Consider the following 15,177-nt stretch of genomic DNA (forward strand, 5'->3'; position numbering starts at 1 on the left):
AAGACTTAATCTAAAAGGAAAGAGTCCGGTACAGTACCGAACTCTTTCATATAATAATATTGTTTAATTTTGTCTAAACTTTGGGGTGCAGTCTAAAATGTCATCAGGATTTTTTGGGTTGAATTTATTAAGGTTTATTAAACACTAATTACACTAATGGTTTGCACTGATAACACCAAACAGACACGCAACATTAGTGATATTTGTGAAAAAAAAATTAGTGGGTATTTGTGTTTATAAAGTTCAGAAGAGTATAAAAAATCCCGGTGAAACGATCACCAGGATTATTATTGATAAGAGATTCAATCTGAATTTACCACTCTTCATTCATCACTTTACATCCTTCATTTAAACTAGCTTCTTCTGCTCATTAAAATTCTCAGAATGTACCAGAACAGTAGCATAATAGAAGCAAAAAGCTGTAAAGAAGCTCCCACATACTGTCCCGTAGTGTAGGTATTCTTAAGTTTGCTGGTTTCATACAGAATACTTGCAGAAGCCAGTACCATCATTCCTACTGAGAACCAAAGGCCCAGGTTGAAGCCGAAAATAGCTCCTGCCACAATCAATCCTATCGAAAGAAAACCTCCGATAATAATGATGTTTCTTAAGAATGAAAAGTCTCTTTTAGAAGTAAATGCTATTAATGAAAGGCCTGCAAACATAGCAATTGTAAGCATGGCAGCCTGGAAAATAATATTCCCTCCACCCTGCATTCCGGCAGCAATATAAAGCATTGGCATAAAAATAACAGCCTCCAGAATGACATAAAATCCAAGCCCGAAATACTGTGTAGTCCTGCTTTGAGAAAGCGACCATTTAGACGCTAACATCGAAGCAAGCCAGAAAACACCAATGATCAGCAACCAAGTGTATTTCTGTCCGAACATCATCGCAATGATTTCCACAGGAACCGTTTTTAATAAAATAGTTTCAACCCCAATAAACGCGAGAATTGATAAAGCAACGTGCAGATACGTTTTTCTGTAAAAAGCTGCTTTTTCCATATCTGAGGAATGGGCAACCAAGACATCTGTCATCATAGTTATTATTTTTTCGTTTTTCTACTATAAAATTATTTTTCTTTTTTCGCCGGCATCACTCCAAGGATCTTTCCATCCTCTTCAAACACAGCCATAATCACTTCCTTTGAAGAAGAATCTCCTGCATATTTGTAATGAATGCTTGGCAAATTGGACCCGTCCATTAGTTTATGATAGCCTGTTTTTAAAATCTCCAGCTTTTTATTGACATCAAAACCTTCCTTTACTTTTTTAAGGACATCATCCGTCACGATTTCCTTTACTTTTTCTGAAAGAAGCAAATCAACGGCAGGTCGGTCTGAAGCTTTAAGTGCTGTGACAAACTTGAGAAAGTTGTCATTGTACAGACTAATCTTCTCTTTGCTCAATTGTGCCGGAACTTCTTTCTGAACTTTTTCAACCTTCACGCCGGTCACTTTCTGAGCAAACATCAGCTGTGCGGCAAGCATTGTAAGTCCTAACAATATTTTTTTCATAATCTATCTGTTATTGGGTAAATCGGTGAGTTAAGATACGAAAATCAGACCAATTCCAAAAATTTCATCGTATCTACATTATCAGCATAAGTATCAAGAGAAGGGTGCTGAGCCTCTCCAAAAGGAATGGAGTCCAACCCGAGTTCTTCTTTTGCGACAATACACTGAATATTTTCTTCATTTTCAGCAATAAAACTTTTAACTTCATCCAAAGATGAATATCTGCTGAAATTGATCACAGAAAGCGGACTGAAAAGTTTTTCATCTTCTTTCATCATCACGAAATTATTGTCCCAGAATTTATCCTGATTCAGAAGATAAACCGCCCTGTTATAATCATAATTATTGGCATACTTGTGATGGTTGATGATATCCTGGAATCCTACAAAACTTTCAAACAGTCTGTCGATTACAAAATCCTCCGGAATAAAAACTCTTGTCACATTTCTGCATCCAAGCCCGAAATATCTGAAAATATCCTCAGCCAGCAGCTGAAGCTCTTCAGGCGTTTCATCCCCTTTTAAAACCGCTGCAGAAGTTCTGTTTTTTCTGATGATGCTTAAATGATTTTTGAAATAGTATTCAAGATATCTTGCCGTATTATTACTTCCTGTTGCAATCACAGCATCAAAATTTTCCAGTCTTTCAACCAATTCAAACTGAACGGCATCTCCGGAAAACTCATTCCATTTTTTAAGAAGAAACGGAACCATCAGTTTATCTTTTGAAGATAGTTTGATCAATGGAATATGCCCGCTCAAAACAACGGAAACCACATCATGAAATCCCACCAGAGGAATATTTCCGGCCAGGATCAATCCTACTCTTTTTGAAACCTTAGAAACGGAATAGTTTCTGATCCAGTTATTTATATTTTCCTGAGTAAGCAGATTGGCCCACTCCTGAAGAGCAAATTTCTGATTATCAATAGTAAACCATGGGTTTTCTATTTCAGACCTTTTGAGTAATAATTCAAACTCTATATCAGTCTCATTATCATCCTCCGGATTCTTTGTTAAATACTCTTTTATATACTCGCTTAACTTAATAAGTCCTAAAACTTGATTTTCGATATTCATAATTACTTTTAAATTGGGGAATATTTTGTAATTTTGTGCAAATTTAAAAAAAATTAGCGATGGCTATTAAAATAACTGATGAATGCATTAATTGCGGTGCCTGTGAACCGGAATGCCCAAATAATGCCATATATGAAGGGGCCGTAGATTGGAAAGCTTCTGAAGGTACCGCTCTGGCCGGTACAGTGACCATGACGTCAGGACTTACTGTTGATGCAGATTCGCCGCAGGAACCCGTGAGTGATGATGTGTATTTCATTGTAACAGACAAATGTACGGAATGTAAAGGATTCCACGAAGAACCTCAGTGTGCAGCAGTTTGCCCGGTAGACTGTTGTGTTCCTGATGAAGATCACGTAGAATCTGAAGAAGCGCTGCTTGAGAAAAAAGCGTTCTTACACGGTGAATAATAAAGGCTCCGTCTCACCACTATGAGACGGTTTTTTTACCTTTAAATCTCAAAAAATCTAGTAAATAACAATAATAAACCGCAAGCCCAACCACCTTGCACAACCTAAAAAGTAAAAATATGAGCAAAAAGCACAACTTCAGCGCAGGACCATGTATCTTACCTCAGGAGGTATTCGAAAAATCAGCAGAAGCTATTTTGGATTTCAACGGGATTGGATTGTCTCTTCTTGAAATTTCGCACAGAAGCAAAGATTTCGTTGCGGTAATGGACGAAGCGCGTGCCATTGTGAAAAGACTGATGAACCTTGGTGATGACTATGAAGTACTTTATTTAGGAGGCGGTGCAAGCCTTCAGTTTGCGATGGTTCCTTACAATCTGCTGAAAGTAGGCGGTAAAGCGGCTTATCTTGACACAGGAACATGGGCAGCCGGTGCTGTGAAAGAAGCTAAAAAATTAGGAACTGTGGATGTAGTAGGTTCTTCCAAAGAAGACAATTATTCTTTCATTCCAAAAGATTATACGGTAGGTTCAGAATACGATTATTTCCACTGCACCTCAAACAATACGATTTACGGAACTCAGATTAAATCTTTTCCTGAAGTAGATACTTTGATGGTTTGTGATATGAGCTCTGATATTTTCTCAAGACAGCTGGATTTCTCCAAATTTGATCTGATCTATGCGGGAGCCCAGAAAAACATGGGACCTGCCGGTGTAACATTGGTGGTGATCAAAAAAGAAATTCTTGGAAAAACAGGTAGAGAAAATATGTTGTCTATCCTGGATTATTCTCAGCATATTTCAAAAGAATCGATGTACAATACCCCTCCGGTTTTCCCGGTTTATGCTTCTCTCCTTACGCTACAGTATCTTGAAAAGAACGGAGGAATTGCAGCAGCAGAAGCAAGAAATGAAGCGAAGGCAAAACTTTTATATGATGAAATTGACAATAACCCTCTTTTTGAAACGTTCTGTGTAAAAGAAGACCGTTCATTAATGAATGTCTCTTTCCAATTGAAAGACGAAAGCAAAAAGGAAGAATTTGACAACGCATGGAAGGCTGCAGGGATTAGTGGACTGAACGGACACAGAAGCCTTGGAGGTTACAGAGCAAGCTTATACAACGCTTTACCAATTGAAAGCGTGCAGGTTCTGGTGGACGTTATGAAGTCAATAAAATAACTTATATTAGACGGCCCAAAAAATTAAAAAGATCTAAGGATTTCAGATGCCGGATATCATACTTTAAAGTCTAGTTTCTAACATCTTATCTCTACCATCTATTAAGACCATAACACATGAAAGTTTTAGCAAACGACGGAATCTCGAAAACAGGAGAACTGGCCCTTACAGAAGCAGGATTTGAAGTCTTGCCCAACAGAGTGGCTCAGAATCACGTTATCAATTTTATCAATGAAAATAACGTAGATATTCTTTTGGTAAGAAGCACGACGAAAGTAAGACAGGACATCATCGATGCCTGCCCTAGCCTGAAAATCATTGGGCGCGGTGGTATAGGCATGGACAATATTGATGTAGATTATGCCAAAAGCAAGGGGATCAAGGTAATCAATACCCCTACGGCATCTTCAAAATCAGTAGCCGAACTTGTTTTCGGACACTTTTTCGCCCTGGCAAGATTCCTTCACGAATCGAACCGACTGATGCCGCTGGAGGGAGAAACTCACTTCGAGGCTATGAAAAAGTCATTCAGCAAAGCGTATGAACTTTCAGGAAAAACACTTGGAGTGATCGGCTTTGGAAGTATCGGGCAGGAAGTCGTGAAAATGGGAATAGCATTAGGAATGAAAATCAAAGTACTGACAAAAAATCCAAAGACAAGAGTTCTTACCCTGGACTTTTTCGACGGACAGAGTTTGAATTTTGAGATCACTTCTACCAACGATATGGATGCTTTTCTTAAAGACACAGATTTCATCAGCATCAATACGCCAAAAACAAATGAATATATTATAGACACGCCTCAGTTTGAAAAAATGAAAGACGGCGTCTACATCGTCAATACGGCAAGAGGAGGTGTGATCAATGAAGTAACCCTTATTGATTTCATCGAATCCGAAAAAGTAGCGGGAGCTGCACTGGATGTGTTTGAAAGCGAACCAAGTCCGGAACTTCCTTTACTGATGAACCCTGCTTTATCCCTTTCTCCTCACGTAGGCGGAAATACAGTGGATGCCCAGGAAAAAATCGGCGCAGAACTTGCAGAACAAATTATTAAGCTACAAAAAGAAACCATAAGATAAAATATGCCTGTTTTTAAACCTTTCCGTGGAATAAGACCTCATAAAGACTTTGAGAGTACTTTCCCTACCCATCCGCTGGACAATTTCACCCAGGAGGAGATCGCAGAGAAAGCTCAAGTTGAAAATACTTACATCAACATGATTAAGCCGTATGTTGTAAGTAAATCTAAAGATATTGACCGGAATTTAAGAAAGATCCGATCAACGTTTGAAGAGCTTCTGGATGAAAAAAAACTGGTCCAGGACAGTTCAGCTTACTATCTTTATGAGCAAATATACCCCAATAAACAGATTTTCAGAGGCTTGCTTGGATTAGCAAGTATTGAAGATTTCTGGAACGGAAAGATCAAAAGACATGAAAGTACCATTCCTCAGAAAAAGGAAAAACTGGCTCATTATCTGGAGAAAGTAAATCTGCAGGCAGAACCTGTACTGCTTACCTACCCTTCCAATTCCAAGATTGAACTTCTGATGAATCATGAAGAGAAGAATGTTCCTATTTTCAATCATGTAGATTCTATCGGGATCAGACACAAGATCTGGAGAATAGACAACCGTCTGAAACTTCAGCAGTTCAAAGAAGTCATTGACCAGATTGACTCTTTCTACATTGCGGACGGGCACCACAGAATTGGTTCTACCGCATTGAATGCAAAGTACCACAAGGAGAAAAACAAAAGACATAACGGTACCGAAGCGTATAATTTTGTATACAGTTTTATCGTATCCAACCAATCCATTAAGATCCACGATTACAATAGAATCCTGTCAGATCTGAATGGCCTTTCAAGTGAAGAATTTTTAAAGGAACTGGATCAGTATTTCCTGATTCATGAAAAAGGTGAAGCATCTTACTTCCCTTCTCAGAAATTCCATATTTCCATGTATCTGGACGGCAAATTCTACTCGCTTCACGTAAAGCATGATCTCCGTTCAACGGAAATGTCTCTGGATAATCTTGACCATCATCTTTTGGATAAATATATTTTTAAGAATATTCTCAAAATTGAGAATTCTGACAGCTCGGAAAAAATTACGTATGCTAAAGGAACCTCTAACATTCAGGGAATTAATTCTTTAAAAGAAAAAATAGACAACGGAGAAGGAAAAGTAGGATTTGGAATTTATCCTGTGAGTTTCAACGATATGATCAAAATTTCAGATCTGAAACTGAGCATGCCTCCAAAATGTACCTTCATTGAACCTAAATTGGTTACAGCACTGCTAATGTACGATATGAAACCTTAATAAATTACTAATTTTTCCCTACTTTTAGCATCGGAAAAAGAAAGGTAAATAAAAAATGAAAAAAATCTTCATTATACTTCCACTCTTTTTGAGTGGATTTTTATTTTCTCAAAAAAAGCCAATTAAAAAACCTGCGAAAAAGGTTACTACGGCAAAGTTCAACTATCAGGATGAATTCAAGAAGATCTCGGATGAGATCATGACCAACGGAACCGCGTACGACAATCTTGGTGAACTTACCAAAGGAGTGGGTCCCCGTTTCAGTGCAACTCCAGGATATGCGAAAGCAACAGAGTGGGCCGAAAAAAAACTTAAAGAAGCAGGTGCAGAAAATATATGGAAACAAGACGTCAGAGTACCTATATGGATCAGAGGAAAAGAATCTCTTCAGATCAAATCTGGTAGCAGCGACTGGAAGAATATCAGAATGCTCTCTTTTGGAAACTCGGAAGGAACAGGCGGTAAAGATCTCACTGCCGAGATTATACTGATCAATGACATAACAGAGCTTAATGCTTTGACATCTTTACAGTTAAAAGATAAAATCGTCTTTGTCAACACCCCTCTGGACCCAAAAGTGATCAATACCGTTGACTCTTATCTTGTCACAGCCAAATCCCGACTGCTGTCTGCTTCAGTCATCGGAAAAAGAGGAGCCAAAGGCCTTATTATCAGATCACTCACCACGGCTTCGGATGATACACCCCACGCCAAGATGATCTATTATGAGCCGGACGACAAAGCAAGAATCCCGGCCGTCACCATTGGGGTAAGATCTGCTGATGAATTGGAAAAACTTCTGAAAAAACAGAAAGTAACGGCAAAACTGAATATGTCTGCCGAATCCAAAGGAGAAACAATTAATCAAAATATTATTGGAGAAATTCCCGGCAATAAAGATGCTAAAGTCATTGTTCTGGGAGCTCAGCTTGACTCATGGGACTTTGCAGAAGGAGCTCACGATGACGGTTCCGGAGTTGTACAGTGTATTGAGGTATTAAGAGCCTTCAAGGCGCTTGGATTGGCGAATAACCATACCATAAGGGTTGTCCTGTATGCCAATAGTGAAAACGGTGGCCAGGGAAGAGAGATGTATGCTTCTTATGTAAAAAAGAAAGATGAAAAACATATTTTTGCTTTAGGAACAGATTCCGGAGGCTACTCACCGAGAGGATTTTCACTGGATATGCCCCCTCAAAGAAGAAGACAGATTTTTGAGTGGAAAAACTATTTCCTTCCTTACGGCATTTATGATTTTGATCAAACCTACGCGATACAGGACATTGCTCCTCTTAAAAAACTTGATATTCCGCTGGCAGAGCTTGTTGTAGATACCCAGCGTTATTTTGACTATCATCATTCTGTGGAAGACACCTTTGACAAAGTCAATAAAAGAGAGCTTCTGCTGGGGGCCACAGCAATGACTCAGCTTATTTTTATGATCGATAAAAACTGGTAAACTATGAAAAAGATAATTGGAACTTCATTATTATGCCTGGGAATGGCTGTTTTTGGCCAGTCTAAAGAAGATTCTATCCAGTTCAGCAAGATTTCTACTGAAATACTGAACAATGGAAAAGGCTATACAGAACTAAAGGATTTAAGCAAAAACATTGGTCACCGCCTCAGTGGTTCAGAAGCTTACGAAAAAGCTGTAAAATGGGCAGAACAGAAACTTCGTGATGCGGGTGCCGATAAGGTGTGGCTGCAGGAAGTAATGGTTCCTGTATGGACAAGAGGAAAGGAATCTCTGCAAATCAAAACAGCAGATGGAAAATGGAAAGGCCTGAAAATGCTCTCGCTTGGTAATTCTGAAGGTACAGGCGGAAAAGATGTATCAGGCGAGATCATTATCGTGAAATCGATGGAGGAATACGATAAGCTTTCCGAGGATGAAGTAAAGGATAAGATCGTATTCTTTAACTACCCTTTCAGTCAGTCTTTTGTGGAAACATTCAGAGGCTACAGCGATGCAGCAAAATACAGGGTAACTGCAGCTTCATTAACGGCTAAAAAAGGCGGAAAGTTTGCAATTGTCCGATCACTGTCTTCCGCTTTTGATGATGTTCCTCATACAGGAGGAATGCGTTATGAAGATCAGGTTTTAAAGATTCCGGCAATAGCCATCGGCACTACGACAGCAGACGAACTGGAAACTCTATTAAAGACGCAGAAAGTAACGGCAAAACTTAATTCCAACTGTGGTATGAAAGGTGAGAAACTTTCCCACTCTGTTATTGGTGAAATCACAGGAAAAAAAGATAAGAGCGTGATCGTTGTCGGAGGACATCTTGATTCATGGGATGTAGGGGAAGGTGCACACGACGACGGTGCCGGAATTGTTCAAAGCATTGAAGTCCTGAGAACGTTTAAAAAATTAGGAATTAAAAATAATCATACGATCCGGGTTGTTTGTTTCGCCAATGAGGAAAATGGCGTCAAAGGGGGAATCCAATATGGAAAAACAGCTAAAGAAAAAAATGAAAAGCATCTTTTTGCGATAGAGTCTGATGCGGGAGGTTTTGCGCCAAGAGGCATCGCGTTGGAAATGGATGAGGAAAAGAGACAACAGATCAAAAGCTGGACGGGGTTATTTCTACCCTATGGTGTTTACAATTTTGAAGGAAAATATTCGGGAACGGATATCTATCCACTTCATGATATGGGAGTTCCTACTGCTGAGCTGGTTCCTGATTCCCAGAGGTATTTTGATATCCATCACACGGAGGAAGATACTTTTGAAAAGGTGAACCGAAGAGAGCTTCTTTTGGGCGCTACAGCCATGACCCAGATTATTTATATGATTGATAAGAACTGGTAGAATTTTTATTAAATATTTTGTCAACAAGTTAATTCTTACGAGTTTACTTGTTGATTTTTTTATTGGATTTTTTAAACCACCCCGTCAAAAATTCTTTGAATTTTTGCCACCCCTCCGGAGGAGGGGAATGTGATTCCATCAATAGAATTTTGTGTTTTTAAATGGGACAGTGGTCTATTTTTTTTACCTTCTTTATTTTTCTTCCGTACTTCAATTCATAAAGAAAACTTTTCCAATAGTGCCTTAATCCTCCACCCGATTCCCAGTTGATATCAAACTTCTCTCCTTCCAAAGAATACCCCGGCTGTGTAATCTTAGCGTGAAGCATCGGCGGATGATCTTTTATTTTTTCATAATAATCAGGCTCCCCTTTTGATTTTCTGTAGTACTGAATTTCAATAACCGTTTCTTTGTGTAATGCTTTAAAAATGTAAAGATTAATATCATACAGATCCGGGTATTCTTTTTTTAATACTTCAATAGCAGCATCTAACGGGAGTGGTCTTTTATATTTATTGATCTTATTCCTCAATTTTCTTCTTTCCCGAAAATTTTCGCCAAATTCATTACAGTCAGAAACAATAAAAGTCAGATGATCTGAAATTTTATTCCAGCATCGGTCTTCTGCCCATTGTATAAGTTTAACAGCAATATTCCGTATATTTTCCTCCAAACTGTCCTGAGTCATCAATGATAATTTATTTGAATTTAAAGCAACTTAACCCTAAAATTACATCAAAAAATTCACTTTGGCATGATATTCGCAAGCTAAATGATTGAAAAAAATTATTCAAACACAAACGATGATTAAAAGTTGCCGCGGGATTTTCAGTTTCCGCTGGGCCGGATAAAGGCTATTTATCATATTTATATGATCCTTTTTCTTTAGATACCGTATACAACGGAAGAGATAATCCTCTTATCAATTCCATTTTTTACGATGTACTGTGTACGGTGTCATAAAGCTCATGAATCCCTTTCCGGATTCAACACTGCTTTTAATTAAACTTTTCCGGGTAGCATAAAGCATGCCCTGATACTGAACAATAAAACGGCCATTTGATCATGACCTTAGCAAGGTTTTAGCCATGATCCATGTCCCTTTAATCAATAACGGAATAAGTGATTCCGGACCGTTCTATGAAAGGACGGAAAACAGATGTATAACCCTTAAAAAGTGATTATGATGAGAGACTTTTTTGAAATGATTTTTAAGAGAAATGAAGATGCCGCAAAAATGAATATCTGGAGCCTTATGCTCTTGTTAAGTTTTGCCGTTTTTTCCGTACTAGTATATGCCTCAAAACCTAGTTTTAACAGCTTAATAGTATACCTTACCGCATTTGCGGCATATCTTGGCTTTGGACTTGTATTTATCAGCTCCCTGGCCGGAAAAATGAATTCTTCCCAGATGAGGAAGAAATCAAGACACGCATAATTTTAATTTCTATTTTTACTAGAAAACCGTTCACTATTGTTGAACGGTTTTTTTGTTGGCTCATATTTATAACTTATCCAAAACATCGATTTTTAAAATATTTTTTAACTACAAAAGTTTTTAAACGTTCTACTTGTTTTTAAGATAAATGTACAACGCTCAAGGAATCTACTTAAGCTCTAATGAAAGTCTTTTTATTTCTAATTAAGAGTACATTAAGGCATTCCATACCTTAAAAACCTCGATCTGTTTTGTGATCAGATAAGCATAAAAAAGAAAAAAATAACAAAATCTGTTACACCAACTTCAATTTCCAGAGAAATCTCAAATTCCCATCCCTTGGAGGGGTGGCGAAAATTCAGAGAATTTTTGACGGGGTGGTTTAAATTTTCATATTCCACATCATAAAATATGAGTAACCTGAGAAACGTCTAAACCCTTACACTCTCCAACTCCACCTTATACTCCCAAAAACTCCTTCTTCTCCAGCTTTATCTCCATTTCCTTACCTTCTCTCATGACCTTTACGTTAATGGCATTCTGGCCGCTCTCTACCCTGTTAAGGAAATAATGGCACGCAGCGTCCTTGTCCAGATGATTAAGATTTATATTGTTTATACTGATGATCGTATCTCCTATTTTCAGTGGGAAATTTTCTTCCTGAAAAACGAAGGCAACTGTGGGTTTGGCATCAACAAATCTATATCCGAAGCCGAAAGATTCCAATTTGACAGGTTCGTTTTTGATACGCTTCATGTAGATCTTGTTTTCGGACCAATCGAGAATGAAAATAAAATTTTTAAAGAAATCGTTTCCAATCAGGCTTGTACTTCCGGTAGCGATGATTTCGTTGGAAAAGCTCTTATTTCCCAATGACAGATCTGCAGTCCTGAAAATATATCCCGGAGCAGGCTTTCCGGCCCCGTATGCCCCAACAGAACTCGTTCCATACACTTCTATGCTCTTCAATGCTTTTTGGGCATCATAGGACTTGTCTGTGACCTTGAGTCTTCCGGAAAATCCGGTATCAAAAGTAAGATCGATCTTTTTGCCCTGCCAATCGGTTTCTACCACAGGCGTTTTCTGCACTCTCGGACTAAAAGGAATGACAATATCATAATCTTCGGGATTAAAATGAGCCAGGTGTTTTGAAGCTTCCAGTGAATTTTCTGAATAATTGATCTTCCAGAAGAGCTTTGCCATTTGATTAGCCCCCAAAATACCATCGATTTTGAAGCAGCTCAGTTCCGAAACACTGAAATCCATCACAACTGCGCCTACGTCTTTGAAAACAACCTGATCAACAGTCATTTCAGGCAAAATGGTAAAGATTTGTTCGTGTTTATTTTTCTGAGAATCCTTTACCGTACTTTTATGTTTTTTCTCTAATCCCAGTTCAGCATAGACCGCTGTAGAAATAACGGTCGGAGCTCCGGTATCAAACAGAAAATTATAGGATTTACCGTTGATGCTTACCTGTACAAAAGGCAGATCATTGGCATATCTAAGATTGATCTTTTCTACAGGATTTTGAAGCTGCACTTCTCCACTTTTAAAGAATTTCTTCCCCTGAGCGGAAAAAGTGGTTGTGAAGAGAATAAGAACGGTGTAGAGGATTTTTTTCATGAAATAACTTTACACGAAAATATAAATTTATAGTTAAAAATATCATTTTAATATAAAATTATTAAGACTCAGAATCCCTGTAAGATATACATACATTACAATTTATAGACATTATTATTATTTTCGGCATAAAGTTTTAAAACATCTTTTTTCAAAGTATTAATAACAATATCTTTATTACTATCAGGAATCTTTGAAACTACATCAATCAAATGCCCGGTGTACTCAGAGTTGATTAAAACTTCTTCACGTGCATAATTTAAAATAGCAAGCCAATTTAATTCTCTATTCTGTTTTGTTTGTGTTTGTTCAATAGCTTTAATATAGAATGAACGTCCTTCGTCATATTTTCCACTTCTAAAAAGTGCTAAACCTTTAGTTGCTGCTAAGCATATGTTAGTTACTTCATCAGTAACTAGTGAATTTTTAATTTTATTTAATTCAGCCATCGCCTCAATTGGTCGATTATCTAAAGCCAGTGCATATGCCAAATTATTAATTAGTTGGGGATCATTCGGATGACTTATTAAGCCGGCACGAACAAGGGATATTGACTTTTTTTGATCTTTTAACAATGTACTTGATAAGCTTGATCCAAACATAATTGGTCTTTTAGAAAAAGGCATATCTGCAAACCATTTAACAGAATTACTTAATGCTTCATTAAAATTATTATTATTAAAATTATCTAGAGCCAATGCTTCAAAATTTAGCTTAACATTAAATTTATCTTGTTCAATTTCCAATTGTTTATCTTTTGTAGAAGCCCACTCTACCTGTGCTAACGAATTATCATTTGGTGATATTAAAGCTTTTCTAAAAAGATCTCTACTCTTTTTAGAATTACCATTTAATAACTCAACAGTACCTAAGCTACTTGCTAGTTCTGATAAATTAAAAGGAGAAATATTTTTGGAATTAACTAAATCATTGGCTTTCTTGATAAACTTAGAGTTTCTCCCTCTTAAAGTTGCGATCGAAATTTCTGCAGAAGTCAACCAAGGATCGTTTAATATGAGAGGACTTTTCCTTAAAAAGTCATGTATATAATCTACAAAATCATTTGATTCATTATCAAAATGTAAAAATAATCTAATTGCAGATCTTAACACAAATCTGTTATGAGGAGCTAGGTTTAATGCGATCTGCATTGATTTAATAGATTGTATTTCTTGGCCTATTATAGAATAATATCTAGAAAGCTCCACATACAATATTGGATTTAAATGATAGACGCTAATCTTTGCCTTTAAAACTTTAATCTTTTCATATATTAATTCTTGATTAATCAAATTTGATATGTTATCTAAAGTAATTGTATCATAAAAACTGTGATTCTGAGGTAAATTTTCAACACCTAAAATGAATTTGGAAGTTGAAATTTGCGAATATGTTGCCTGCACCTTATTTTCAATTATAAAATGTGCTGCATTAATAACTTCTTCATTAGATCTACTATTATTAACAATAGCAGCACTTATAAGATCTGAAGCATGAATTAATGATTTATTTTTTGTCCAATCAAGAATATATTCATTAATATCTATATTTCTTTTAATAAGCATCTTAGAATTATTAAGTGCATCAAGCTCTCCCAATGAAATCGTTTTTTCAAAACTTCTCCAATTAGGAATTACCCTTCTATCCTCCTGTTCAAATAAATTAGCCATTTACTTTTTTTTTATTTTTAACTCTGCTTTCCTTTTTAATAAATCAAGTTTTGAAACAAATCTCTCTAAATTATAATTACTACCTACCGATAGTATATTCTTAGGATGTCCTCTTTTATCAGGAAAAGGATTACACAAATATTCAACCAAAGTTTTTAAGTCTGACAAATATTCTTCTTGTCTAATATTATTTTCAAATTCAATAAGAGAGCTTGTATAAGCATTCTCTAAGTATGGTCTAATTTCATAAAAATCACCCTTCCAAAAATCCCAAGAAAACTCATTAGGAATATGTTTTCTAAGCAATGCTGTCATACTAATCCCAGAAAAATAAAATACAATCAAACTTCCTAACAGATAACAATCCGTAGCAAATACTCGTTTATACCAATCTCGTTCATAAAACCTATACAATAGCTCAGGAGGAGCGTAATTCCAGTCTCCAGTAAATACTTGGTTATTATATGGACCATCCATTGATTTACACATAGACCTACCTAAATCTCCAATTTTACTTTCTTCATTAAAAACTAAAATATTAGAAGGTTTCAGATCTTGGTGTGAAACTTCTATCTTATGAAGTTGCTTTAATCCAACTGATATATCATGTAAAGATTTAAATCTCCACGCATAATCCAGATCTGAAGAAAAATTTAATGTTTTTCGAATATCACCTTTTGCTAAATCAAAAATCAAGTACGGTACAACAGAAAACGTAAATCCTGAAACAAACTCTTCACCAGACTCTTTTACAAAAGAAACTTTATCTACATTTTTATCTCTACAATAATTTGATAAATCTCTTTCATATTTAAAAACAGTTGTCATTTCATTCATTACATCCATCATACTTTGTCCTGGCATAATAGAATTAAATTTCATTATATCAAGTGCTTTTAAAAAACAAGTTTCACCATTTTTTTCCACGTAATAACATACAGAAAAAAAAGCACCAGTCTGATTATCTTTTTTTTCAATTTTTTCTACAACCTTCCAACCAGTTTCTAAAGTAAGCCCTAATAAATTGTGAGCAGCATTGTTATCCATTTAATATAATTTTCAGAAATATAAACCTACAAATTTATATTTATTAAATCTTA

The 15,177-nt window shown here is 36.5% G+C and carries 14 protein-coding genes; 7 read left to right on the forward strand and 7 right to left on the reverse strand.

The features are described from left to right. Positions 1 to 353 precede the first annotated feature (353 nt). From BUC06_RS19995 to BUC06_RS20005, 3 genes are read right to left on the reverse strand one after another with little or no spacing between them, the layout of a single operon-like run. The gene (locus BUC06_RS19995) at positions 354 to 1,043 is read right to left on the reverse strand and encodes a Bax inhibitor-1/YccA family protein (RefSeq protein WP_123881212.1); all 690 of its coding nucleotides are present in this window, start codon (positions 1,041 to 1,043) and stop codon (positions 354 to 356) included. A gap of 32 nt (positions 1,044 to 1,075) precedes the next feature. Continuing rightward, positions 1,076 to 1,519, reverse strand: coding sequence for a peptidylprolyl isomerase (locus tag BUC06_RS20000; RefSeq protein ID WP_073335838.1), 444 nt, complete (start codon positions 1,517 to 1,519; stop codon positions 1,076 to 1,078). A gap of 44 nt (positions 1,520 to 1,563) precedes the next feature. Next, on the reverse strand, positions 1,564 to 2,598 hold the full coding sequence (locus tag BUC06_RS20005; protein ID WP_073335840.1) for an acyl-CoA reductase: 1,035 nt from the start codon (positions 2,596 to 2,598) through the stop codon (positions 1,564 to 1,566). Between the two features lie 59 nt (positions 2,599 to 2,657). On the opposite strand from BUC06_RS20005, the gene BUC06_RS20010 reads away from it, so the two are divergent. The 6 genes from BUC06_RS20010 (at position 2,658) to BUC06_RS20035 (ending at position 9,343) form a co-directional block, all read left to right on the forward strand. Then, positions 2,658 to 3,008, forward strand: coding sequence for a 4Fe-4S binding protein (locus tag BUC06_RS20010; RefSeq protein ID WP_073335842.1), 351 nt, complete (start codon positions 2,658 to 2,660; stop codon positions 3,006 to 3,008). A 119-nt stretch (positions 3,009 to 3,127) separates the two neighbouring features. After that, positions 3,128 to 4,192, forward strand: a complete 1,065-nt coding sequence (gene serC / locus BUC06_RS20015; RefSeq protein WP_073335844.1) for a 3-phosphoserine/phosphohydroxythreonine transaminase — start codon at positions 3,128 to 3,130, stop codon at positions 4,190 to 4,192. A gap of 116 nt (positions 4,193 to 4,308) precedes the next feature. Continuing rightward, positions 4,309 to 5,274, forward strand: a complete 966-nt coding sequence (locus BUC06_RS20020) for a D-2-hydroxyacid dehydrogenase (RefSeq protein WP_073335846.1) — start codon at positions 4,309 to 4,311, stop codon at positions 5,272 to 5,274. A 3-nt stretch (positions 5,275 to 5,277) separates the two neighbouring features. After that, complete coding sequence (locus tag BUC06_RS20025; protein WP_073335848.1) at positions 5,278 to 6,522, forward strand: DUF1015 domain-containing protein; 1,245 nt, start codon at positions 5,278 to 5,280, stop codon at positions 6,520 to 6,522. A 55-nt stretch (positions 6,523 to 6,577) separates the two neighbouring features. Continuing rightward, positions 6,578 to 7,981: a M28 family peptidase gene (locus tag BUC06_RS20030; RefSeq protein ID WP_083564144.1), complete on the forward strand. Its 1,404-nt coding sequence runs from the start codon at positions 6,578 to 6,580 to the stop codon at positions 7,979 to 7,981. 3 nt (positions 7,982 to 7,984) lie between these two features. After that, entirely contained in the window at positions 7,985 to 9,343 is a 1,359-nt protein-coding gene (locus BUC06_RS20035) for a M20/M25/M40 family metallo-hydrolase (protein WP_073335850.1), read from the forward strand. Positions 9,344 to 9,500: 157 nt separating this feature from the next. Here BUC06_RS20035 and BUC06_RS20040 read toward each other — a convergent pair whose 3' ends face one another. Then, positions 9,501 to 10,031, reverse strand: a complete 531-nt coding sequence (locus BUC06_RS20040) for a hypothetical protein (protein ID WP_073335852.1) — start codon at positions 10,029 to 10,031, stop codon at positions 9,501 to 9,503. Positions 10,032 to 10,526: 495 nt separating this feature from the next. On the opposite strand from BUC06_RS20040, the gene BUC06_RS20045 reads away from it, so the two are divergent. After that, positions 10,527 to 10,781, forward strand: coding sequence for a hypothetical protein (locus tag BUC06_RS20045; protein ID WP_123881224.1), 255 nt, complete (start codon positions 10,527 to 10,529; stop codon positions 10,779 to 10,781). 459 nt (positions 10,782 to 11,240) lie between these two features. Here BUC06_RS20045 and BUC06_RS20050 read toward each other — a convergent pair whose 3' ends face one another. The 3 genes from BUC06_RS20050 to BUC06_RS20060 all read right to left on the reverse strand — a co-directional run bounded on the left by BUC06_RS20050 (position 11,241) and on the right by BUC06_RS20060 (position 15,124). Further along, positions 11,241 to 12,407, reverse strand: a complete 1,167-nt coding sequence (locus BUC06_RS20050; protein ID WP_073335856.1) for a retropepsin-like aspartic protease — start codon at positions 12,405 to 12,407, stop codon at positions 11,241 to 11,243. Between the two features lie 95 nt (positions 12,408 to 12,502). Further along, positions 12,503 to 14,077, reverse strand: coding sequence for a tetratricopeptide repeat protein (locus tag BUC06_RS20055; RefSeq protein ID WP_073335858.1), 1,575 nt, complete (start codon positions 14,075 to 14,077; stop codon positions 12,503 to 12,505). Next, positions 14,078 to 15,124 carry a protein kinase domain-containing protein gene (locus tag BUC06_RS20060; RefSeq protein ID WP_073335860.1) on the reverse strand — a complete coding sequence of 349 codons (1,047 nt, stop codon included), beginning with the start codon at positions 15,122 to 15,124 and terminating at the stop codon, positions 14,078 to 14,080. Between the last annotated feature and the right edge of the window lie 53 nt (positions 15,125 to 15,177).

It is taken from the genome of Chryseobacterium carnipullorum, from assembly GCF_900142785.1.
Taxonomy (GTDB): domain Bacteria; phylum Bacteroidota; class Bacteroidia; order Flavobacteriales; family Weeksellaceae; genus Chryseobacterium; species Chryseobacterium carnipullorum.